The organism is Paenirhizobium naphthalenivorans, assembly GCF_007992095.1.
Taxonomy (GTDB): domain Bacteria; phylum Pseudomonadota; class Alphaproteobacteria; order Rhizobiales; family Rhizobiaceae; genus Allorhizobium; species Allorhizobium naphthalenivorans.
In genome coordinates this window covers 314,702-337,943 of record NZ_BJZP01000002.1, presented here as the reverse complement: position 1 = coordinate 337,943, position 23,242 = coordinate 314,702, and the positions used below count along the sequence as shown (strand labels likewise).

General features: G+C 61.0%; 13 protein-coding genes. 8 read left to right on the top strand and 5 right to left on the bottom strand.

Going from position 1 to position 23,242, the window contains the following annotated elements:
• Positions 1 to 51: 51 nt before the first annotated feature.
• Positions 52 to 1,326: an MFS transporter gene (locus RNA01_RS03480; protein WP_147178559.1), complete on the bottom strand. Its 1,275-nt coding sequence runs from the start codon at positions 1,324 to 1,326 to the stop codon at positions 52 to 54.
• A gap of 128 nt (positions 1,327 to 1,454) precedes the next feature.
• Positions 1,455 to 2,435, bottom strand: coding sequence for a UDP-glucose 4-epimerase GalE (gene galE, locus RNA01_RS03475; protein WP_147178558.1), 981 nt, complete (start codon positions 2,433 to 2,435; stop codon positions 1,455 to 1,457).
• A 321-nt stretch (positions 2,436 to 2,756) separates the two neighbouring features.
• Here galE and RNA01_RS03470 point away from each other — a divergent pair, with 321 nt between their 5' ends.
• A complete protein-coding gene (locus RNA01_RS03470) occupies positions 2,757 to 4,811 on the top strand; it encodes an O-linked N-acetylglucosamine transferase, SPINDLY family protein (protein ID WP_284727990.1) in 2,055 nt (684 codons plus the stop codon).
• A gap of 142 nt (positions 4,812 to 4,953) precedes the next feature.
• On the opposite strand, the gene RNA01_RS03465 is transcribed toward RNA01_RS03470, so the two are convergent.
• Positions 4,954 to 13,257, bottom strand: coding sequence for a beta strand repeat-containing protein (locus RNA01_RS03465; RefSeq protein WP_235916384.1), 8,304 nt, complete (start codon positions 13,255 to 13,257; stop codon positions 4,954 to 4,956).
• A 261-nt stretch (positions 13,258 to 13,518) separates the two neighbouring features.
• Here RNA01_RS03465 and RNA01_RS03460 point away from each other — a divergent pair, with 261 nt between their 5' ends.
• From RNA01_RS03460 to RNA01_RS03435, 6 genes are all read left to right on the top strand, one after another.
• Positions 13,519 to 14,097 (top strand): helix-turn-helix domain-containing protein, encoded by a 579-nt coding sequence (locus RNA01_RS03460; protein ID WP_147178556.1) that lies wholly within the window; start codon positions 13,519 to 13,521, stop codon positions 14,095 to 14,097.
• A gap of 31 nt (positions 14,098 to 14,128) precedes the next feature.
• Positions 14,129 to 14,680 carry a GNAT family N-acetyltransferase gene (locus tag RNA01_RS03455; RefSeq protein ID WP_147178555.1) on the top strand — a complete coding sequence of 184 codons (552 nt, stop codon included), beginning with the start codon at positions 14,129 to 14,131 and terminating at the stop codon, positions 14,678 to 14,680.
• 94 nt (positions 14,681 to 14,774) lie between these two features.
• On the top strand, positions 14,775 to 15,161 hold the full coding sequence (locus RNA01_RS03450; RefSeq protein ID WP_235916383.1) for a hypothetical protein: 387 nt from the start codon (positions 14,775 to 14,777) through the stop codon (positions 15,159 to 15,161).
• 119 nt (positions 15,162 to 15,280) lie between these two features.
• A complete protein-coding gene (locus RNA01_RS03445; RefSeq protein WP_147178584.1) occupies positions 15,281 to 16,306 on the top strand; it encodes a histone deacetylase family protein in 1,026 nt (341 codons plus the stop codon).
• Positions 16,307 to 16,509: 203 nt separating this feature from the next.
• Positions 16,510 to 18,501: an SH3 domain-containing protein gene (locus RNA01_RS03440; protein WP_170253338.1), complete on the top strand. Its 1,992-nt coding sequence runs from the start codon at positions 16,510 to 16,512 to the stop codon at positions 18,499 to 18,501.
• Positions 18,498 to 20,057: a hypothetical protein gene (locus tag RNA01_RS03435; RefSeq protein WP_147178553.1), complete on the top strand. Its 1,560-nt coding sequence runs from the start codon at positions 18,498 to 18,500 to the stop codon at positions 20,055 to 20,057. Before RNA01_RS03440 ends, RNA01_RS03435 begins: the two co-directional genes overlap by 4 nt.
• A 204-nt stretch (positions 20,058 to 20,261) precedes the next feature.
• On the opposite strand, the gene RNA01_RS03430 is transcribed toward RNA01_RS03435, so the two are convergent.
• Both RNA01_RS03430 and RNA01_RS03425 read right to left on the bottom strand, forming a co-directional pair.
• A complete protein-coding gene (locus tag RNA01_RS03430) occupies positions 20,262 to 21,368 on the bottom strand; it encodes a TRAP transporter substrate-binding protein (RefSeq protein ID WP_147178552.1) in 1,107 nt (368 codons plus the stop codon).
• 189 nt (positions 21,369 to 21,557) lie between these two features.
• The gene (locus RNA01_RS03425) at positions 21,558 to 22,034 is read right to left on the bottom strand and encodes a group III truncated hemoglobin (protein ID WP_147178551.1); all 477 of its coding nucleotides are present in this window, start codon (positions 22,032 to 22,034) and stop codon (positions 21,558 to 21,560) included.
• Positions 22,035 to 22,241: 207 nt separating this feature from the next.
• Here RNA01_RS03425 and mbfA point away from each other — a divergent pair, with 207 nt between their 5' ends.
• Complete coding sequence (gene mbfA, locus RNA01_RS03420; RefSeq protein WP_147178550.1) at positions 22,242 to 23,225, top strand: iron exporter MbfA; 984 nt, start codon at positions 22,242 to 22,244, stop codon at positions 23,223 to 23,225.
• Positions 23,226 to 23,242: the final 17 nt, after the last annotated feature.

The following is a 23,242-nucleotide window of genomic DNA, read 5'->3' as shown; positions in this document are numbered from 1 at the left end:
CAAAGCGGAAAAGCAGGGATTTGTTCACCCTGATGCGGGGAATTTCCGGGGCTAGGCGCCCGGCTGGTGAGTCTCGTCGGAATGCTCGGCTGTCGGGTCGGTGATGACAGTGGCATTCGGCACCTGGGCGCTGAGGATTTCGAAGTTCTCGCGCTCCTCGAACGGCACCGGCCGACGACCGATCAGGCGGACGACGATAAAGCCGCCATAGGCTATTGCCACCGCCATTGCGGCATAGATGAAGGTCTTTTCGCCAAACACCGGCGTGACCAGCGTGACGGTGAGTGGAACGAGGGTGGCGGACGCTGACCAGGCGACCAGAAGGGTCGAGGCGAGCGGCACGAAATCCTCGGGCGCCGTGCGGTCGTTGGCATGGGCGTTTGCGATCGAATAGACGGTCTCGACCGCACCGGCGAAGATGGCGAAGGCGAGCATCAGCAACAGGATATTGGCGAAGGAGACGAATAGCGCGACGACCGCCATGACGGCGATCAGGGCGCAGGTGAAGACCAGCACCACGCGGCGGTCCATGCGGTCGGAAAGCGCGCCGAGCGGAAACTGGATGAACAGCATGCCGAGCTGCATGACGAACATCAGAAGCGCCACATCGCCCTGCGACACGTGGTTGCCGGCGGCATAGATCGGAGTGAAGCCCTGTACCATCATCGACAGCCCCCCGGAAGCGAGAACCCCGATGAAACCGACCGGTGAGTTGCGCCAGGTCATCTTGATGTCGAGGCTGGCGCGGGCCGGAGCCGGCGGTGTCGGCAGGCGGGTCAGGCTGATCGGCAGAATGGCGAGCGCGGTGAAGAAAATGGTGACGAGCGGTGCGATATTGCCCTCGGCCGGCAGCTGGCCGAAGGCGAAGGCGCCGGCGCCCAGGCCAATGACATAGGCCATATAGAAGAAGGACATGGCCTTGCCACGCCATGCGTTCGAGGCGGCATGGTTGAGCCAGCTTTGGGCGATGATGAAATTGGTGTTGCCGGCGGCGCCATAGAGCATGCGGCCGATGATCCAAAGGATCGGGTTGACGCCGATGGCGATCAGCAGCGCGCCGAGGATGACCAGTGCCATGGAGGAGGCAAACAGCCGGGCATGGCCGACGCGGCGGATCAAGGGGCCGGCGACGACGCAGCCGACGAGCCCGCCGAAGGCGACCGCCGTGATAGCCGCGCCCGCGGCCCAGGAGGGGCTGCCGGAACGGGACAGCACGAAGGGCACATAGGCCGACATGACGCCGTTGCCGAGCGCGACCGCCGTCATCGAGACGACGATGCTGGCGACGGAAAACGGAGAAGGGGCGCGGGTCTGCGGTTGGGTCATCGGAAAAAGGGCCGGCGAGAGGGGCTGTGATTCGTCTCGGGCCTTGGGCCGATTACGCGCACACTACGCTTTGCCGCGCGGAAGGCAACGGGGACGCGGGCGGCTTTGCGAAGGGTTCACGCGGCCGGCTATCGATTGGTCTTTGAATGCCAGTTCCAGGCAGAGCGGACGATGTCGTTCAAGGAGTATTGTGGTGTCCAGCCAAGAACCGTTTGCGCCTTGTGATTGTCGGCGACGAGTGTGGTGGAATCCCCTTCGCGTCGCTCTGCGTATTCAACAGGAAAGGCCCGGCCTGAAACCTCGGAGATGGCTGCGAGCAATTCCTTGACGGTTGTCCCTGTTCCGGTTCCGAGGTTGAGCTCAACGGTTTCGCCGCCATTCAGAAGATATTCGAGCGCCCGAATATGAGCGTCTGCCAAGTCAAGAACATGGATGTAGTCGCGCACACAGGTGCCGTCGCGCGTCTCATAATCGCTGCCGAAGACCGTAAAGCCTTGCCGACGGCCGAGCGCCGCCTCGATGGCAAGTGGGATAGCGTGGGTTTCCGGCGTATGCCACTCGCCGATACGACCCTGAAAATCGGCGCCGGCCGCATTGAAGTAGCGCAGCATCACGGCGCGCAATCCTGCATAGGCACTGAAGTCCTTGATTGCCTGCTCGATAACGAATTTCGTCCGGCCATAAGGGTTGATCGGTTCTTGCTCGTGGGTCTCGTCCATCGGCACCTGGTGCGGAAGGCCATAGGTTGCGCAGGTCGAGGAAAAAACCAGAGCCTCGACGCCCGCACCCATTGCAGCCGACAAAACGTTAAGAGACCCGCCAACATTCGTTTCGTAGAAGCCAACCGGATCTTTGGTGGATTGCCCCACCTCGATGAGTGCCGCGAAGTGCATGATGGCATCCGGCCGGTATTTCTTGAAAACTTCGTCCAGTCTTTGCCGGTCGCGGATGTCGCCCTGCTCAAGTGGCCCCCACTTCACGAATTCCTCGTGACCATTGCAGAGATTATCGAAAACGACAGGTTCATATCCACGTTCGGCGAGAAGAAGGCAGCAATGCGATCCGACGTAGCCAGCGCCACCAACAACAAGAATTCTTTTCTCAGTCACGGTAACCCATCACAAACATTAGTGTTGCCAGATGCGCCTTTGGGGGCCGTATTCTTGTTGACGGCCCTGTTTGTTTTTTTGCTGCAGTTTGAACGCGTTGAGTCAACGAATCCCGTTCCTGGCGCCCTCACGTTTTCGGGTTGTAGACTATTACGATGGGGGCGAACAGGCCCTTCGGGCGTCATTCGGCGGAAGATGGATTTTCCGCCGCCGCCGAACATCACATGGCAGGCCTAAGGTAAGCCGGCGCAATTAAATCTGGGGAAACCGCCGCAACTGGTTGCAACACGGGCTGCCAGGCCGCCAAATTGTGGAATGCTCATGACCAACAACAATTCATCAAACACAGGTTCGCTGCCGTCTTTCGCCGGCATTCTGGAGCTTGCGCGGATGCAACGGCTGCCGTTGACCGATCTGTTTTCGCTTGCCGAAAGCCGAAGCGCGGCCGGATTAAGAGCCGAGGCCGCCGAGATATACAAGGTCTGGATTGCCTTCAACGAAGCCAACCCGCTGCTGCATCTCGTCTATTTCAATTATTCCGTTACCCTGCGACAATTGGGCGATATTGCCGGATCGATCCATGCGCTCAGGGCTTGTCTGAAGCTCGACCCTCGATTCGGTCAGGCGCATATCAATCTTGGCCGGGCGTTTGAAGACAGCGGCCTTGCGACGCATGCCATTCAGCAATGGCGCAGTTTTGTGGAGATGACCAGCGAAAGCACGGCTGACCGGGTCATGCATCGCCTGATGGCGCTCCAGCATATCGGCCGCGTCATGGAAAACGCCGGTCTCTTGGACGAGGCGGAGACGGCGCTTCGGCAGGCCATTGAATTGCGGCCGGACAAGACCGAGGCCGGCCAGCATTGGAGCGCCCTCAGGCAACGTCAATGCAAGTGGCCGATCTTGGTTCCGTCGGACCATGCACCCATGCGGGCATTGATCGATTCCATGTCGCCGCTGGCGCTCGGTTGTTATTCTGACGATCCGTTGTTCCAACTCGCCCGGGCCTATCGCTACAATAAATCCTTCGTCGGTCGACCCGATACCAGTGGTTTTTCCCGCAAAGTGGTGAAGCACAAGTCGGGAACCGGCCAGCGACTTCGAGTCGGCTATGTCTCCTCGGATTTGCGTGATCACGCCGTCGGTTTCGCTCTCAGAGAAGTGCTTGAACTGCACGATAAGTCCAGCGTGGAAATCTACGCCTATTATTGCGGCGATCCGGTCGCAAACGATGCCACGCAGACGCGGATGAAAAATGCCGCCGATTGCTGGCGGGACATTGCCACCCTCAGCGACGAGGAAGCGGCAAGGCAGATCGCGACCGATGACGTTGATATCCTCATCGACGTCAACGGGTATACCAAACATGCAAGGACGAAGATCTTCGCCTACCGCCCGGCGCCCGTGATCGTCAATTTTTGCGGCTATCCTGGGTCCATGGGCAGTCCATTTCATCAATATATGATCGCGGATGAACGCATCGTCCCACCCGGAAACGAAATCTATTATTCGGAAAAAGTCCTGACGATCCCATGCAGCCAGCCGCTTGACCGCAAGAGGGTGATTGCCGAAAGGCCGTCGCGTGCAGAAGCTGGACTTCCGGAGGAAGCCTTCGTCTTTGCTTGCTTCAACGGCATGCAGAAAATCACCGAGGCGACCTTTGCCCAGTGGATGGCGATTTTAAACGCGACGCCCGGCAGCGTGCTGTGGCTTCTCACTGGAAGCGAGCCTGTGGATCAACGGCTGCGCCAGTTGGCTGAGAAGGCCGGCGTCGCGCCTGAGCGCCTCATTTTCGCGGAAAAGACGCCGAACGCGAAGCATCTCGCCCGCATCGCTCTCGCTGATCTCTTCCTTGATACTTTCCCCTATGGAGCCCATTCGACCGCAGCAGATGCGCTGACCATGGGGCTTCCGGTGCTCACATACCCCGGAAAGAGCTTCGCGGCCCGGTTTTGTCACAGCATCGTCGCGGCCGCCGGCGTTCCGGAACTACTGTGCGATGGCCCCGAGCATTATGTCGAAAGGGCGATCGGCTTTGCCAAGGCGCCCGAGAGCCTCAAGACGATCAGGGACAGTTTGCAGGCAGGGCGTGAAACCAGCGTCTTGCGCGACATTCCGGCGCTGACGCGTCGCCTCGAGGAGGTGTTCTGGCAGATGCAAGCTGAATCCGAGCGCGGTGAGACGCCGGTGCCGGACCTGCGCAATCTCGACCTCTATTACGAAATCGGGACCGAGCTCGTTCAGAGCAATATCGTGTTTGTGGACGACCAGATCTACCGGCAGCGTTACCTGGAAAAGTTGGCCGCCTGGGATGACTATGCATCGATCCCACATGACAACCGCTTGTGGACGGAAGCGGTAGCTTCAAAGAAATGAGCAGGAACAGCAGCGCGAACGGAAAGATTGTCCTTGCGCGGGGCTTCCGTACCTGCGGCCGCTAGGCACTGTCGAACGGATTGAAGGGCTCGGCAAAAGCCGAGCCCTTCAATCCGCGTGGCAACCGGGTCGGGTCGATAAATCAGACCGTCAGAAATGCACTGATGACGGCTGCGACCTGATCCGAGTTCAAGGATCCCATCTGTGATCCCATCAAAGCGTTCAACTGTTCACTGGACAGGTTTGAAATGTCTTCCGTGGAGAGCCCGGCGATGCCGGTTGAGCTGAAGGATGCGATATCTTCCGTTGAGAAGGTATCCAGTTCGGCTTCGGTCAATGCCGCGACCTGGGCAGACGTCAGAGCGTTGACCTGACCCGGTGTCAAGGCCTCCGCCTGCTCTGTCGTCAAGGCGGAGATGACCATGGTGCTCAAGCCCGAGATTGCGCTCGTACTCAATGCCACGATGTAATCCGTGGAGAATAGGGCAATGTCGTCGGTTCCGAGCGCCGCCGCCTGTATCGCGTTCAGGGCATTGATTTGCAGCGTGGACCATGCGGCGATCTGGTCCGTGCTCAGCGCCGCCACCTGATTGTATCCGAGCGAACCGATCTGGCTTCTCGTCAACCCGGCAATCTCGCTGGGGGTGAGGGAGGCGATGACGGCTGTGGATAGTCCGAATATGGCGGTCGAACTGAGCGCCGCGATATCTGCGCTCGAGAAGGTGTCCATATCCTCGATTGACAGGCCGGCAAGTCCATTCGCGCTCAAGGCGGCGATCTGGGCCGTGGAAAGGGCCTGGATCTGGTCGGTGCTCATGGCGCTGACCTGGCTGCTGGTCAGGCCCGCAATGCCGCTGGTGCCCAAAGCCGCGACCTCGGCGGTGGAAAGCGCCGCGATAAAGGCCGTGGACAGCCCCGCGATGCCATCCGAGCTGATCGCCGCGAGCTCGTCGGTTGAGAATCCCTCAAGATCCTCCGTGGTCATGCCCGCGAACCCTTCCTTGCTCAGTGCGGCAATCTGCATGGTGGTCAGCGCTTCGATTTGTTCCGCTGTCAATGCGCTGACCTGGTCGCTTGTCAGCGCGGCAATGCCCAGCGTGCTAAAGGCTGCAACCTGATCGGTCGAGAGTGCGGCCAGGTCATCGGCACCCAGGACCAAGACCTGGTTCGAGCCGAGGGCGTTGATCTGCGCGGTCGACAAGGCGGCGATCTGGTCCGTGCTCAAGGCATTGATCTGTGCCGTGGTCAGGCCCGCAATGCCAGCTGTGCTCAAGATCGCAATCTGATCGGTCGATAAGGCGGCAATGGTGCCTGTCGACAAGCCCGCAATGGCGCTCAGGCTGATCGCAGCAATATCGGCAGTCGAGAAGGTCTCCAGATCGTCCGCGCCGAGTGCGGCAATCTGCCTTGAACTCAGCGCAGCCACCTGAGTGGTGGTGAAAGCTTCGACCTGGTCGGTGCTCAAGGCATTGATCTGGGCGGTGGAAAGGCCAGCAACGCCGGCCGCGCTCAAGGCGGCGATCTGCTCGGTCGAAAGCGCGGCGAGCGTGGCTGTGGACAGTCCCGATACGGCCGTCGAGCTGATCGCCGCGATGTCGGCGGTCGAGAAGGCGTCCAGATCATCCGTTCCCAGGGCGGCGATCTGGGTCGAGCTGAGTGCTGCGACCTGAGCGGTGGTTAGGGCCTCTACCTTGTCGAAGCTCAGGGCGTCGATCTGGCTGGTCGATAGGCCTTTGATGCCAGCCGTACTCAAGGCCGCGATCTGGTTGGTCGAGAGGGTTGCCAGGCCCGCGGTACCCAGGGCTGCAACCTGCACCGAGTTGAGAGCACTGATCTGGTTGGTCGAGAGGGCTTCGATCTGGTCGGTGCTCAACGCACTGATCTGAAGTGTGGAAAGGCCTGCAATGCCGGCTGTGCTCAAGGCGGCGACCTGATTGTCGGAAAGGGTCGCGATGATGCTTGTCGTCAGTCCCGCTATCGCACCGGAGCTGATTGCGGCTATATCGGCGGTCGAGAAGGTCTCCAGATCGTCCGTGCCCAAGGCCGCAATCTGCGTTGACGTCAGCACGGCCACCTGGGCCGTCGTCAGGGCCTCGATCTGGTCGGGGCTCAAGCTTGCGATTGCGGCTGTTCCCAGGACTTTGATTCCAGCCGTGCTCAAAGCTGCGATCTGATCGGTCGAGAGGTTTGCAAGGTCGTCGGTTCCCAGCGCCGCGACCTGTTTGGAACTGAGCGCGCTGATCTGGTTGGTCGAGAGGGCCTCGATCTGGGCGGTGCTCAAGGCGTTGATCTGGTCGGTGGTGAGGCCCGAGATGCCGGCCGTACTGAACGCTGCGACCTGGTCAGTGGACAGGGCTGCAATGAGTGCAGTCGATAGTCCGGATACAGCGTTCGAGCCGAGAGCGGCAATATCGGAGTCGGACAGGGCTTCGAAATCGTTCGTGTCCAGTACCGCGACCTGCGTCGACGTCAGCATAGCCATCTGCGCTGTGGTCAAGGCCTCGATCTGGTCGCTCCCCATGACAACGATCTGCGCGGTGGAAAGGCCCGCAATGGCAGCCGTGCTCAAGGCGGCAATCTGGTCGGTGGAGAGAGCTGCTATATCGTCCGTTCCGAGGGCCGCGATCTGTTTTGAGGTGAGGGCGCCAATCTGTTTGGTTGACAGGGCCTCGAGTTGGCTGGTGCTCAAGGCATTGATCTGGTCGGTGGATAGCCCTGCAATGCCGGCCGTGCCGAAGGCGGCGATCTGGTCAGCGGACAGGGCCGCGATGAGATCGGTCGATAATCCCGATGCAGCACTCGAGCTGATTGCCGCCATATCGGCGGTCGAGAAGACCGCGATGTCTTCTGTGCTCAAGACGGCGATCTGCTTGGAGCTGAGCGCGCCGACCTGTGCCTTGGTCAAGGCCTCGATCTGAGCGGAGTTCAAGGCCACGATATAGGTGGTGCTCAGGCCCGCGATACCCGCTGTGCTGAGGGCGGCGATCTGGTCGGTTGACAGGGAGGCGATGACGTCCGTGCCCAAGGCAGCGACCTGCCCTGAGCTCAGGGCGTTGATCTGGACAGTGGAGAAGGCGGTCATCTGGTCGGTACTGAAGGCATCGATCTGTTTCGTGCTCAGCCCCGCAACGCCAGCCGTGGTCAAGGCTGCAATCTGCTCGGACGAGAGGGCTGCGACCGTCGCTGTCGTCAGGCCCGCTATCACGTCCGGGTTGATCGCGGCAATGTCTCTGGTCGAGAAGGTCGCTATGTCATCGGCACCCAGGGCCGCAAGCTGTGTAGAATTGAGCGCGCTGACCTGGATGGTGGTCAGGGCCACCACCTGCCCGGTGCTCAGCGCTGCGATCTGCTTGGTGGAAAGGCCTGCTATGCCATCCGTGCTGAGGGCGGCGATCTGCTCGGAGGAAAGGGCTGCGAGAGTGGCGGTTGACAGGCTCGATATGGCCGCCGAGCCGATTGCCGCAATGTCTGCGGTCGAGAACATCGCGATGTCGGCCGCATCCAGGGCGGCAAGCTGGGCCGAACTGAGAACGGCGACCTGTGTTGTGGTCAGGGCCTCCATCTGATCGGCGTTCAAGACCGCAATCTGCTTGGTGCTCAGGCCGAGGACGCCGGTTTCGCTCAGGGCGGCGATCTGGCTGGTCGAGAGCGCGGCGATGTCGCTCGTTCCAAGCGCCGTGATCTGTTCCGAACTCAGCGCGGCAATCTGTTTGGTGCTCAGGGCGGCGATCTGGCTGGAGCTCAGGGCATCTATCTGCCTGGTGCTCAAACCTGCGATGCCTGCCGTGCTCAACGAGGCGATCTGCTCGGCCGAGAGGGCCGCGATAACCGCCGTCGACAGGCTTGATATGGCCGTTGAACTGATGGCCGCCAGATCGGCTGTGGTGAAGGTTGCTACGTCTTCGGCGGCCAGGTTCTCAAGCTGCGCCGCGCTGAGCGCGGCGATCTGTGCCGTGGTCAGGGCCTCCATTTGGTCAGCGCTCAAGGCGGCGATCTGTTTGGAACTCAGGCCCGAGATGCCCGCCGTGCTGAGGGCGGCGACCTGGCTGGTGGAGAGTGCGGCGATATCGCCGGTGCTGAGGGCGGTGATCTGCTCCGAATTCAGCGCTGCGATCTGTTTGGAGCTCAAGGCGGAGAGCTGGCCCGTGGTCAGGGCTTCGATCTGTCCGGTGGAAAGGCCCGAGATACCAGCCGTGCTGAGGGCGGCGATTTGCTCGTTCGAGAGAGCCGCGACAGCGGCTGTAGACAGGTACGATATGGCGGCCGCGCCGATCGCAGCGATGTCCGCTGTCGAGAACGTCGCGATGTCGCTAGCATCCAGACTTTCAAGCTGCGCCGCGCTGAGAGCTGCAACCTGGTTCGTAGTCAGGGCTTCCATCTGACTGGAGTTCAGGGCGGCGATCTGTTTGGCGCTGAGGCCTTTGATGGCAGTTGGGCTCAGGGCGGCGATCTGGTTGGTCGTCAAGTATGCCAGATCGCTTGTATCCAAGGCCGCGACTTGCGTCGAGCTCAGGGCGGCGATCTGCTTGGTGCTCAAGGCCGCGATCTGGCTGGAATTCAGGGCTTCTATCTGTGCTGTGCTAAGGCCCGTAATGGCAGCTGTACCGAGTGCTGCGAGCTGCTCTGTTGAGAGGGCTGCGACAACCGCTGTGGACAGGCTCGAAATGGTTGCAGAGCTGATTGCTGCCAGATCTGCTGTCGAGAAGGTTGCGATGTCGGATGCGTCGAGGGCTTCAAGCTGTGTCGCGCTGAGAGCGGCGACCTGGGCGGTCGTCAGGGCCTCCATCTGATCAGCGCTCAAGGCGACTATGTGCTTGGTGCTGAGGCCTGCGATACCGGCGGTGCTGAGTGCGGCGATCTGGTTGGTCGATAGGCTTGCCAGGTCGCTCGTTTCCAAGGCGGTGACCTGTGCAGAGCTCAGCGCTGCGATCTGTTTGGTGCTCAAGGCGGAGATCTGGTTTGAATTCAGGGCGTCGATCTGTGCCGTGGAGAGGCCTGCTATGCCGGCGGTGCTCAGCGCTGCGATCTGCTCAGTGGAGAGGGCAGCGACAACCGCCGTGGACAGGCTCGAGATGGCACTCGAGCCAAGCGCTGCCAGGTCCTTGGTCGAGAAGGCTGCAATGTCCTCTGTGCCAAGGGTGGCAAGTTGAGCCGCGCTGAGAGCGGCCACTTGGGCGGTGGTCAGGGCTTCCATCTGATCGGCGTTCAACGCGTCGATCTGCTTGGTGCTTAGGCCCGCGATGCCTGCGGTGCTGAGTGCGGCGATCTGGTTGGTCGATAGGCTTGCCAAGTCGTCAGTGCCCAAGGCAGCGACTTGTGTTGCGGTCAGTGCGGCGATCTGCTTGGTGCTCAAGGTCGTGACCTGGCTGGGGCTCAGGGCGCCGATTTGTGTGGTGGAAAGGCCTTTGATGCCCGCCGTGCTGAGGGCGGCGAGCTGCTCGTTGGAAAGCGCCGCGACAACATCGTTGGACAGGCCCGAGATGCCCGTCGAGCTGATCGCTGCCAGATCTGCTGTCGAGAAGGTTGCGATGTCATCCGTATTCAGGGTGGCAAGCTGCATCGCGCTGAGAGCGGCGATCTGGGCGGTCGTCAAGGCCTCCATCTGAGCCGCGTTCAAAACGTCGATCTGCTTGGTGGTGAGACCCGTAACGCCAGCGGTACCCAGTGCGGCGATCTGGCCGGTCGAGAGGGTTGCCACATCGGCCGTGCTCAAGGCGGCGACCTGCACGGAGGTCAGAACGGCAATTTGCTTGGTGCTTAAGGAGGAGATTTGGCTGGTGCTCAAGGCCGCGATCTGATCGGCGTTCAGTCCCAGAATGCCAGCCGTGCCCAGAGCTGCAATCTTTTCCAGCGACAGGGCCGCGATGTTCTCGGTGCTCAACGCCGCGACCTGCTTCGAACTCAGCACCTCGACTTGCTTGGTGCTCAAGACAGCGACTTGGTCGGTTCTCAGGGTGTCGATCTGATCAGTGCTCAGTCCAGCCATGCCCGCCGTGGTCAGGGCGGCAAGCTGTTCGCTGGAAAGTGCCGCGATGGCGTCTGAGGACAATCCCGATATTGCCCTCAAGGTGATCGCAGCGATATCGGCTGTCGAGAATGTGGAGATGTCCTCCGCATCCAGAGCGGTCAGCTGCGTTGAGGTAAGAGCGGCGATCTGTGTGGAGGAGAAGGCCTGGACCTGAGCGCTGGACATGGCTTCGATCTGAGCCGTAGTCAGTTTCGCTGCGGTCCTGGCGCTCAAAGCTGCAACCTGGTCGGAGGAAAGCGCCGTAACGACGTCCAGTCGCAGTCCCGAAATGGCCGAGGAGGTGATCGATGCGATATCGGAGGTCGAGAAGGTTGCGATATCATCTGCACCCAAAGCGCCGAGCTGGGTGGAGGTGAGAGCAGCGACCTGACCGGAGCGGAGGGCCTCGACCTGGTCTGCGGACATGGCTTCGATCTGGTCGGTGCTCAGTTTCTGGATGGCCTTGGTGCTCAAGGCTGCAACCTGGGCCGTGGACAATGACGCGATATTGTCCTTGCTCAAAGCCGCGACCTGCGCTGAGTTGAGCGTCCCGATCTGGGCCAGGGATAGCGCAGCAGCCTGGTCGGTGGATAGGGCGGCGATCTGTATGGTCGTCATGCTGGCGATCGCACTGGTGGTCAGGGCTGCAACCTGATCCGTGGACAGCGCCTGGATGACGTATTTGTTCAGCCCCGACACGGCCCTGTTGGTGATGGCTGCGATGTCGGTGGTCGAAAATGTGGCGATATCGTCTTCGTCAAGTGCAGCAAGTTGGGCCGAACTCAGCACTTTTACTTGAACGGCGGAAAGGGCCTCGGCTTGGTCGGTGGACAAGGCGGCGATCTGTATGGTTGTCAGGCTTGCGATTGCGCTCGTACTGAAGGCGGCTATTTGGTCAGTCGACAGCGTCGCGATAGTATCCGTGGTCAGGCCTGAAACGGCCCTATTGGTGATGGCCGCGATCTCGGCTGTCGAGAAGGTTGCGATCTTGTCCGCACCAAGCGCGGCAAGCTGTGCTGAGCTCATGACCTTGATCTGGACCGAGGTCAGCGCCTCGGCCTGGCTGGAGGACAAGGCGGCGAACTGTTTGGTCGTCATGCTGGCAATGGCACTCGTGCCAAGCGCTGCGATCTGATCGGTGGACAGCGCCGCAAGAGCGTCGGTGGTCAGCGCGCTAACAGATCGATTGGTGATGGCCGCAATATCTGCTGTCGAAAAGGTGGTGAGGTCGTCCACTCCCAGGGCCGCGAGCTGGATCGAACTCAGTGCTTTCACCTGCGCGGACGAGAGTGCTTCGACCTGGGCGGTTGACAAGGTTGTTATCTGACCAGTGGTCAGACCCGCGACCGTACTTGAGCTTAGCGCGACAACCTGATCGGTAGACAATAGCGCGACATTGTCCGTCCCCAGCGCCGCAATCTGCCTGGAGCTCAGCGCCTTAACCTGGGCGGTGGAAAGTGCTGCGGTCTGGTCGGCGGACAAGATGGCGATCTGTGCGGTCGACAGGCTCGCGACGGCACTGGTCGCGAGGGCGGCGATCTGATCGCTGGATAGCGCTGCAAAGGTGTCCGTGGTCAGGGAGCCGATGGCCCGGCTGGTGATCGCCGCGATTTCGTCGGTCGAGAAGGTTGCGATGTCGTCCGCTCCCAGCGCCGCGACCTGGAGTGCGTTCAGCACTTTCACCTGAGTGGTGGAAAGCGCCTCGACTTGCTCGCTCGACATGGCTGTAATCTGATCGGCAGTCAGGCCCGGGATCGCAGTCGTGTTCAAGGCCGCAATCTGATCGGTGGACAACGCGGCGACATTGTCCGCTCCCAAGGCCGCAATCTGCCTAGAGCTCAGCGCCCTTACCTGGGCGGTGGAAAGTACCTCGGTCTGCTCGGGGGAAAGGGCGGCGATTTGCGTAGCTGACAGGCCTGCGATGGCACTCGTGCTAAGTGCGGCGATCTGATCGGTGGATAGCGCCGCAATGGTGTCCGTGGTCAGGCCTGATATGGCCCGGCCGGTGATCGCCGCCATGTCGGCGGTCGAGAAAGTTTCGAGGTCCTCGGCGCTCAGGAACGACAACTGCAACGCGCTAAGGGCACTGACCTGAGACGAGCTCAAGGCTTCCACCTGAACTGTTGTCAGGCCGCCGACCTGCTTGGTGGTGAGTGCCGCGACTTGTTTGGTGCCCAAGCTTTCGATGTCATATTTGTCCAAAACGGCCAATTGGTCGAGTGTGAGGCCAACGATCGAAGTTTGCGAGATGGCGCCGAGCTGTGCGGAGCTGAGGACATCGACATCCTCCGCGTCCAGAGCTGCGACCTGAGCCGAAGAAAGTGCGTTGATCTGTTGGGTGGAAAGCGCCGCTGCATCCTCCGTCGTCCAGGCGGCGACTGCCGTGGTCGAAAGCGACTTGATCTGACTGACACTCAAGGAGGAAATGGTCGAGGTCATACTTGAAAACCCTTGGTTCTAAACGTTTGTCTAATCAACTCACATTGCCAACGCTTGCTGCGGAAACGACGTACATTCGGGCTTGAGGCCCCGGCTCGGATACGGCTCAAGCCGAGTATCGCCGTGTCTGGTCTCCGCCGAACGCACCTCGGCCTATAGGCTCACAAGCTAAAGGCGAGTTGGCTTGCCCGAGACTGGAGCTATTGCGGTTTTCTACATTGATCGCTTGACTCCAATATAAGGGAATGAAAATCTCTAATAATGGAAAATGTTGATCTTCACTTCGAAAAGGCCGTCGGTGAACGCATCAGACGACTGCGTTCCGATCAAAAACTGACGCTCGACCAGTTGGCCGAGCTCTCTGGTGTCAGTCGGGCGATGATCTCCCGGGTCGAACGTGGCGAGGCCAGTCCGACGGCGGCGCTTCTGGCGCGGCTGTGTTCGGCGCTCGGCACGTCTCTTTCAGTTTTCTTCGCATCCGAGGGCGAGGTGACTTCGCCGCTGGCGCGGCGGGGCGACCAGCCCGTCTGGCGCGATCCCGAAAGCGGCTATCTGCGACGTGTCGTTTCGCCCGGAGGTACGGGTTCCAGAGTTGATGTGGTGGAGGTCGAGTTTCCGGCCGCTGCCGAGGTGCGCTTTCCCGGTCAGCAAGCGAGCCACAACCAGATGCAGCATGTCTGGTTGTTCGAGGGCGAGATGGAGCTGGTCGTCGGCGAGACGGCGCACCGCCTTCTGCCCGGTGACTGTCTTTTCATGAATGTCGGCGATGTCCACGGGTTCAGGAACCCAACCGACAAGCCCGCCCGCTATGCCGTGATTATTGATCTCGGCCAACGCTAACGTGTCCTTTCCGCTATTTCCGGAGCCGCCGATGACCACCATTCGCCTGTTGAACGAAGAAGAAGCCCTGTCCGCCCTGCCGGATCTCTGCGACGTGCTTGCCGACTGCGTCGAGGGCGGTGCCTCGCTCGGCTTCATGTCTCCCTATCGGCCAGAGAACGCCATTCCCTTCTGGCAGGATGTGGCGACCGCGGTCGGGCATGGAGAGCTATTCCTGCTGGTGGCCGAGGACGAGCAAGCAAGGGTCATCGGCACGGTGCAGGTGGGGCTTGCCACCAAGCCTAACCAGCCGCACCGGGGCGACTTGATGAAGCTTTTGGTGCATCGACGCGCACGTGGGCTCGGCCTGTCGCGGTTGTTGATGATGGCGGCCGAAGAGGTGGCGTCAAAGGCAGGGCGGACACTACTTGTGCTCGATACCGCCACTGGTGAGCCGGCGGAGAGGATCTACGAGCGGCTCGGCTGGAGCCGTGCTGGGGTGATCCCGAACTACGCGCTATTTCCCGACGGACGCTATTGCGACACGACGATCTTCTACAAGCAACTCGGCGAACCCCTTGCAGTCGACCCAAAAAACGTCTGACCCTGAGGTGCGCAAGCTCTCCCAGGACCCGGAATGCCGTGCTAGCAATGACAAGGTCCGGCCTCTCGGGCTGACAGAACTGGGGGTATATCCGATGACATTGCTTTCTCATGGCCTTCGCCGCGCGGCGGCCCTTGTCTTTCTTGCCGGCACGTTTGTAGGGGGCACTCTGCCGGCCGTCGCCGCCGACGTGACCTTCGTCATGCGTAACAGCCATCCGAACGCCGTCGAGGTTGAACTCTACAGCCAGGATCGCGATCACGTCTGGCCGGGCGGCAACGAAGTCTATTATCTCGACGACGGCGAGACCAAGGAAATCCCGCTCTCATGCAAGGAGGGCGAATCCATCTGCTACGGTGCTTGGATCTCCGGCGATGAGGGTACCTATTGGGGAACCGGTCCAAACAATGCCGAAAACTGCTCTGATTGCTGCTACACTTGCACTGGTGGCGAGACCGAGGAAATCAACCTCGTCAGGTGATCGGTATCCGGTCGGATAAAAACTGGTCATTCGACCGAAAATTGCCGCTAGCCTGTCTTGCCGAGCCGGCGTGGATGGCGTTACCTATCGTCAAGGACAACGAGGGAACGTCAACGAACATGCGGGTCATCTATTCCGAAAAGCACAAGCTGCGCGACGCCAAGACCGAGTTGCACGGCGGCCTGTTGGTCAAGCCGTTCGAGGGGCCGTTCCGTGCCGAATGGATCCTGGAGGCGGTGAAGGAGGCAGGCTTCAGCGATGTCGTCGCGCCAGCTGAGCACGGTCTCGATACAGCGCTCAAGGTGCATGGCGCCGACTATCTCGAGTTCCTGCGTACCTGCTGGGAGCGCTGGAGCGCCGCGGGTTATCCCGGCGAGGCGATTCCGACGGCCTTTGCTTATCGTCGCAGCGGCATGCGGGCACCCAACAATATCGACGGGGCGGTTGGTTATTATGCCAATTCTGTCGAAACGGCGATCACTGCTGGCACCTATGAGGCGGCGATCGCCTCGATGGACGTGGCGCTTTCCGGTGCGGATTGGCTGAACGCCGGCAACCGCCTTGCCTTCTCGCTCTGCCGCCCGCCGGGCCACCATGCCGGGATGGACCTGTTTGGTGGCTATTGCTTCATCAACAACGCCGCGGTCGCTGCCCAGCGTCTTCTCGATCATGGTGCGAAGAAAGTGGCGATCCTTGATGTCGACTTCCACCACGGCAACGGCACCCAGGACATTACCTACAATCGCGGCGATATTTTCTTCGCCTCGCTGCACGGGGATCCGGCCGAGGCGTTTCCTTACTTCCTCGGTTATGCCGACGAGACCGGCGAGGGCGAAGGCGAGGGGCTGAACGCCAATTACCCGATGCCGGCAGGCACGCCATGGGAAGCCTGGTCGGCGGCGCTCGCGGATGCGCTGAAGCGGATCAAAGTCTATGGCGCCGAGGCGATCGTCGTTTCGCTCGGTGTCGACACCTTCGAGCAGGACCCGATCAGCTTTTTCAAACTCAAGAGCCCCGACTTCATCCGCATGGGCGAACTGATCGCCGCCAGCGGCCTGCCAGTCCTCACTGTCATGGAAGGCGGCTACGGCGTGCCGGAGATCGGATTGAATGTCGCCAATGTGCTGAAGGGGCTTGAGGCCTAAGGCGCGGTATCCGGCTAATCGACGGTTCAGGCAGGCCAGTGCCTTGCGCGCCGGCCCGTCTTTCGCTGTCCACAGTTGACTTCAATCAATTATCTTTCGCCGCGAAGGCGCATAGTTATTCTGGGTTATCGTCAGATGAACCGGGGTGTGCCTTTGCGACTAATGTCATGCGGGGGGAACGATCCGGTCGAGGGGGACGCATCGTGGATCGGCATCGCATATTCTGGCTCTGCACCATTTTCGTGGCATCGCTTGCGGGCACACCCGCAAGGGCCGACTATGTCGGGGGGCTCAATCCGGCGGGGGACAATTTCCTGGCGCTGCGCTCCGGGCCCGGTTCGGGTTACCGGATGATCCTGCCAATGGGGCCGGGAACCTATCTTACCGTTATCGGGCGAGACGGCCGTTGGCTGAATGTCCAGTTGCAGGACGGTACGCGTGGCTGGGCCTATGATGCCTATATCTTTGGAGGAGCGCCACCCGGCGGGGGCTTCGACGGCCCGCCGCCGGATACGGGGCATTCCGACATGGAACAGGCCGACATGCCGCTGCCGGAGATGCCTCCGACTGATTTGAGTCAGCCCGGTCTGGTGCCGCCAGATTATCCCGCCACCGGGGTGCAGCAGACCAATCGGGCTACCTTCGGGCAGGATGCTGCCGATGTTCCTGTCGATCCCATGGCCAGCAATTGGATTACCTATCGCAACGACCGTTTCGGCACACAGATCGACTATTCGGCGCCAATGTTCCGCATGCTGCCGCCGCCGGAGAACGACGACGGGCGCAGTTTCGAAGCGCGGGACGGCTCGGCACGTTTCATCGTCTTTGCCACGCACAATGTGTTCGACAGTACGCTCGACGAGTTGATCGAAGAGCATCTGGCGGGCCTCGGCGACGACGAAAAGGTCACCCAGCAGCGCAAGGGCGATAATTGGTATTTGCATTCCGGCTTCCGCGGCGGTGACTTCTTCCTGCGAAAGGTCGTGCTGAGCGACGGCGGCGCAGTGATCCACACCTTCGAGATCAGCTATGCCAAGAGTTTGAAGGCCAGGCTGGACCCGATGGCCGCGCGCATGGCGCAGTCGCTGCGCACCTCGGCTGAGGCTGTTGAGAGTGCGAGCACGGCCCCGGACGCGGATGGTGTCCGCTCAGGCGGGGCCGCTACGACGGTCGCTAAGGCAGATACCGATGGCTGGAAAGAGCATTCTTTCGAGGGCTTTACGCTCAAGGCGCCACAGGATTGGACGGCTTCTGTCAACGGCAACACGCTCGTCCTCAGGGCCCCGGACGACAAGCGGGGATTGATGGTTTGGTGGTGGTTCCCGGACGAGCCGCTGCTCGGTTATGACGACATCGTCTCCAACCGCAAGATCAAGGTGGCCGGCAAGCCGGCGCTGTGGATCCACTCCAAGATCGGGGACGTGGAGACATTGAGTGTGACACTGGACGAAGGCCGCGCCGACAAGAAGCGCCTGCATTTTCTGTTCGAGGCGACCGGCGGTATCCGCCTGGGCGGCGGCGATCGCGACTTCGACCGGATTCTCGACAGCTTGACGATCGCGACGGCATCGCCGGACATGAAGATAAAGGCCGGTGGCGATGCGCCCATTGGGTTGCCCATGCCGCAGAGCCAGGCGGTGGCGGTGCCCGATGCGGCTCCGGCTGAAGCCGGGGAGGATGATGGCGATACAACCGCCGACGTGGCTGTGGCGGACGAGGAACGTCGCGCGTGGGTCGGTCGCGTCTCGGTAGAGGTGCCGACCGGCTGGCAGATCAAGCCGGACGAGGGTATCGCTGGCGGGATCGTCATGTCACGGCCGGATGGTGGAGCGCAGATCGCTCTGTCATTTTGGCCTAGGGACCTGCCGATGCCGAGCGACGATGTTGCATCGATAGACTTCACCGTCGTGCTGGGACGGCCGGCGACCGTGCTGGAACTGAGCCAGGGGCGCATGGTCGGGCGGCAGATATTCTTCGATGAGCCGCGCGGCGGCGGTGCCCGGCTGACACTTGCCTACCGCGCTTTTGGTGAGCCGCTGGCGGACGGCCTTCCGCTGTTCGAAATGGTGCTGGCGAGCCTCGACGAGACCTTGGCTCCGCCTGAGGGGAGCGAGGCTGAGATAGCCGCGCCGGCGAGTGGTGACGATCCTTTCGCCGGTCTTGATCTCAGCGAACTGGAGGAGGACCCGAAATGAGCCCCTTGCCACACTTTACATTGCGTGCCTTTCTCCTCGCTTCTGCCCTCACGCTTTCATCTCTGGCGGGCGCTCTCGCCCAGGCGCCCACCACCTGGCAGGAGGACGCCAGGAAAGCTGCGCTCGACTATGCCGACGAACAGGCGAAAGAGGTGATCAAGTCGCAGTCGCGGGCGGCGATCGTTGCGCTCTACAAGAAACTCTACAAGTCGGGCGCCGACAAGGCGCTGGTGCGCCAACTCGGCACGGTCGCGCTCTCGGCCAACGAGATCAACAAATTCGCCGAAAACGCCGCGGACGCACTGACCAGCGGTGATCCGGCAAAGGCGAAGGCCGCCACTGACGAAGTCGCTGTCGCTCTCGGCAAGACGCTGGCGAGCGGCATCAAGGATCCGGCGCTACGCAAGCAGATGGCTGGTGTTCTTGGAAACGTCGACAAGGTCAACGAGGCCGCCGATGTGCTGGGCAAGGCGGCAGGTGGTGATCGTCAAGCGGCCTATGAATATCTTGGCCGCGCGTTCATTGCTGCAACGCCTGCCGCCGCCGCATTCACCGCCGTCGAAACGGCGGCAGGCGTGGTGTCCTACGCCAAGGGCAAGTTCGTCGACAGTACGATCGAGGAGTTGTACCAGGAATACGCCAAGGGCGACGACCACACCCGCGAGGCGATTCGTGATCGGCTGGAAACGCTGCCGCTCTACTCCTCGGTCATTCGTGATCGCAAGATCGAGCTGGCTGACCAGCGGGCCGATGACATAAGCTTGGCGACCGCTGAACCGAGCGATGCGGTTCGCGAACGGTTGACGCAGACCAGCGACGCGGAAGTGATCGACGACATCTTCCAGACCTTTGCTGCACGCACGAAGAAGGAACAGTCTGCCGCTGTCGTGGAAAAGGCCCGCGCCGAGGCGGAGGCCGAAGCCAATCTGATGACGAAGGCGCTCGACACCGCTGCCTATGGAAAATACGGGCAGGACTGGTGGAAAGAGCATCCCTACAATCTTGGGCGCTTCACCCAGATGATCAGGGACCGGCTGAATAAGGATGGCGTTCTTGATCCGCATGACGGCAATCATATCAAGGCTATGGCGAGCCTCCTATCGACCGGCCTGGTGCACGGGATTAACTCGCCGGAGTACAAGAACAAGCTCGCCGAGTTCAATGACTACCGCAAGATGGTCGCAAGCGGTCGCGGCATGACCGTCGAGCCCGAGCAAACCGCAGCCGATCTCGCCGGCCAGTATAATGGGCGCATCTCCGGCAAGGCATCCGGTTCGCTCACGTTTGTCGTCAGCGGCTCGTCGATCTCCGGCTCCATCTCGGGTGTCTTTGAAGGCGACAGCTTCACCGCGCGTTTCTCCGGTTCGCTCAACGCTGACGGCTCATTCAGCGCGCCGACAACGGGCGTATTGCAGGGCAAGCTCTACAAGGAGACCAAGCCCTATCCGTTCAACGGCACGGTCAGCGGTCGGGTTGACGGCACTTCAGGCGCCGGTCAGTGGTCGGGCAGCAACAAATGGGGTGGAGGCAGCGGTAGCTGGCAGGCGTCGAAATAACGGGCGATCATCGCCAGGGCGGGCACTGGACACTTTTGCCGTTGGCCGTGGTCGGCGTCCGAGGTCTCCGCGGGATTGTGCTTGCCGAGGGAACAGCCTTGGCCCTGTTCTCCGCCGACCGGGTAGCGCAGACGTCGGAGGTCACAAAAAAACCCCGGACACGGCTGTCCGGGGTGGGGTCTTCGTCAGAACGCGGATATGCGCTTATAGCGTTCCCTGGCGCTGCTGGATCATCATGTAGGTGTCGAAGCTGTATTCAGCGATCTGGGCCCACAGATAGGCATCCTTCTGGAAGGCCTTCTGGCTGTCGTAGATCTTTTTGAAGGCCGGGTTCTTGGCGCTGAGATCGGCATAGGTCTCTAGCGCCGCCTTGTGGCAGACATCAAGAATGTCGGATCCGAAAGCGCGCAGTTCGGTGCCTTCGGCGACGAGCTGGCGAAGCGCTGCGGCGTTCTGGGTGTCGTACTTGGCGAGCATCGAGGCATTGGCCGCCGCGCAGGCGTCGGTCAGGATACGCTTGTAGTTCTCCGGCAGGCCTTCGAACTTTTCCTTGTTGAAGAAGGCATGGACGGCCGGGCCGCCTTCCCACCAGGCCGGATAGTAATAGTACTTGGCGACCTTGTAGAAACCGAGCTTGAGATCGTCATAGGGGCCGACGAATTCGGTGGCGTCGATCGTGCCCTTTTCCAGCGCCGCATAGACATCCGAGCCGGCGATCTGCTGCGGGGTGACCCCGACCTTGCTCATCACTTCGCCAGCCAGGCCGGCGATACGCATCTTCAGGCCCTTGAGGTCGTCGATCGTCTTGATTTCCTTGCGATACCAGCCTCCCATCTGGGCCCCGGTATTGCCGGCCGGCAGCGCATAGAGATTGTAGCCTGCGAGAAATTCGTTGATCATTCCGTTGCCGCCGCCAGCGGAGAACCAGGCGTTGGTCATGCGAGCGTTGAGACCGAAGGGCGTCGCCGTGCCGAGCGCGAAGGTCGGATCCTTGCCAATATAATAGTAGCAGCAAGTATGTGCCATCTCCACTGTGCCGGCGGCCACCGCGTCGGCGGCCTGTAGCGGCGGAATGATCTCACCGGCGGCGAAGGTCTGGATGGTGAAGTTACCGTCGGTCGCTTCCGATACACTCCTGGCGATCTCTTCGGCGGCGCCGAAGATGATGTCGAGGCTCTTCGGGAAAGAGGAGGTCAGCTTCCAGGTGATCTTCGGATTTTCCTGGGCGACGGCTGGGGCAGCGAGCGTTACGGAGGCGGCGGCCCCCAAACCGGCGGCGCCGGCCTGCTGGAAGAATTTACGGCGATTCATGATTCTGTAGCCTTGGTTGTTTCCTATAACTTGCTCCCCCCGGCAGGCGGTCTAGCCATGATACCCGGCTCTTGCAAGCCCGAAGGAGGCAGGAATTGCGCGTTCCGGCATCCGTTCTTGCGGAAAATTACGTCTCGGGCTGTCATGGCTTGCTAAAAATGCGCAGGCGGTCGATTCGCCCCGGTCCGCTCAGTTACTTGGTTGGCCACGTAGCGTCGGGTCGTCGAAGGCGGGGTTGTAGAAGAGCGCCAGGACGAGGCTACGAGCGATGCGCTCGGCGGTCGCCATGAACCAGGCTTGCGCCTCCTCTGTCGCGCCCACGTCGGTCAGCGTCTTTCGAAACAGCGCCAGCCATTCGGCAAATAGGTTCTCCGTGATGTCGGAAACGCCGTGGTGGGCCTGGACCGGCTTGCCGCCGTAGGCACCATTCTTGAAGGCGACCGAGCCCCAGAAGGCCTTCATCTTGGCCAAATGCTCCGGCCAGCGGCCGGCGAGACGGTTGTCGAAAACCGGGCCGAGCGTAGGGTGGGCCTGGATGCGACCGTAGAAAGTCTCGACCAAACGGTCAATGAAAGCGCGGTCGACGCCCACCGCGGCCATTTGAATCTCAGCCCGCGCCGTAATGTCGGCCCGGTGTGCGGCGCGGCCGACCAGATCGTCCTGCATCGTCCACTCCTTGGAATAATTGCCTGTCGTCAGGATCAAACTTGTCGTCGATCATGGTCCTTGCGTCAAATGGCGGGCAGGGAGGCGTATCGTCGCATCCTGTCGATGCTGCATGCAGCAATATTACTTTGCCTTGATGCGCGTGGCTTGACCCATAGACGACGCCTCGGTAATGTTAGAACCATTCTAAAAACAATAGGTAGAAAAATGCTCGCGCGCTTGCTCTCTTCGTCGAAACGCTCGTTTTTCAGTCTCAGCGAGCAGGAAATCCTCGCCCTCGCCATCTCGTCCGAGGAGGACGACGCGCGTATCTATCTTGCCTATGCCGATCAATTGCGCGCGCAATATCCAAAGTCGGCCAAGGTGTTCGAGGACATGGCCGAGGTCGAGCACACCCATCGCAACCAGTTGATCGAAATGCATCGTCAGCGTTTCGGTGAGCGGATTCCGTTGATCCGTCGCGAGCATGTCCGTGGCTTCTACGACCGTAAGCCTGACTGGTTGCGCGCCAACCAGAGCCTTGAGCAGATCCGCGCTGAGGCGGAAACGATGGAACAGGGGGCGTTTCGCTTCTACACAGAAGCGATCCAACGAACCTCGGATGCTTCGACCCGCAAACTGTTGGGTGATCTGGCCCTGGCCGAGCAGGGACACGAAGAAATCGCCTCAATGCTCATCGAACGCCACACGCCGGAAGACGTGAAGGAGGAGGAAAACGAGAGCGCGCGCCGGCAGTTCGTGCTGACCTATGTCCAGCCAGGCCTCGCCGGGCTAATGGACGGTTCGGTCTCGACGCTGGCGCCGATCTTCGCGGCTGCTTTCGCCACAGGTGACACCTGGCAGACGTTCCTCGTCGGTCTTTCGGCTTCCGTCGGCGCCGGCATTTCCATGGGCTTTACCGAAGCGGCACACGACGATGGCAAGTTGTCTGGCCGTGGCTCGCCGATGAAGCGGGGTCTGGCGTCTGGCATCATGACCGCGCTCGGTGGCCTCGGACACACACTGCCCTATCTCATTCCGCATTTCTGGACGGCGACGGCCACCGCCGCCGCTATCGTCTTCTTCGAACTTTGGGCGATCGCCTTCATCCAGAACAAGTATATGGATACACCCTTCCTGCGCGCTGCCATGCAGGTGGTGCTCGGCGGTTCACTGGTGCTCGCCGCCGGTATCCTGATCGGCAACGGTTGATTCTTGTCATGACGCCG

Bases quoted from the DNA above. Each gene is read 5' to 3' on its own strand.
- RNA01_RS03480 (WP_147178559.1), bottom strand. From the start codon at position 1,326: ATGACCCAACCGCAGACCCGCGCCCCTTCTCCGTTTTCCGTCGCCAGC.
- RNA01_RS03470 (WP_284727990.1), top strand. From the start codon at position 2,757: ATGACCAACAACAATTCATCAAACACAGGTTCGCTGCCGTCTTTCGCC.
- RNA01_RS03465 (WP_235916384.1), bottom strand. From the start codon at position 13,257: ATGACCTCGACCATTTCCTCCTTGAGTGTCAGTCAGATCAAGTCGCTT.
- RNA01_RS03460 (WP_147178556.1), top strand. From the start codon at position 13,519: ATGGAAAATGTTGATCTTCACTTCGAAAAGGCCGTCGGTGAACGCATC.
- RNA01_RS03455 (WP_147178555.1), top strand. From the start codon at position 14,129: ATGACCACCATTCGCCTGTTGAACGAAGAAGAAGCCCTGTCCGCCCTG.
- RNA01_RS03450 (WP_235916383.1), top strand. From the start codon at position 14,775: ATGACATTGCTTTCTCATGGCCTTCGCCGCGCGGCGGCCCTTGTCTTT.
- RNA01_RS03445 (WP_147178584.1), top strand. From the start codon at position 15,281: ATGCGGGTCATCTATTCCGAAAAGCACAAGCTGCGCGACGCCAAGACC.
- RNA01_RS03435 (WP_147178553.1), top strand. From the start codon at position 18,498: ATGAGCCCCTTGCCACACTTTACATTGCGTGCCTTTCTCCTCGCTTCT.
- RNA01_RS03430 (WP_147178552.1), bottom strand. From the start codon at position 21,368: ATGAATCGCCGTAAATTCTTCCAGCAGGCCGGCGCCGCCGGTTTGGGG.
- RNA01_RS03425 (WP_147178551.1), bottom strand. From the start codon at position 22,034: ATGCAGGACGATCTGGTCGGCCGCGCCGCACACCGGGCCGACATTACG.
- mbfA (WP_147178550.1), top strand. From the start codon at position 22,242: ATGCTCGCGCGCTTGCTCTCTTCGTCGAAACGCTCGTTTTTCAGTCTC.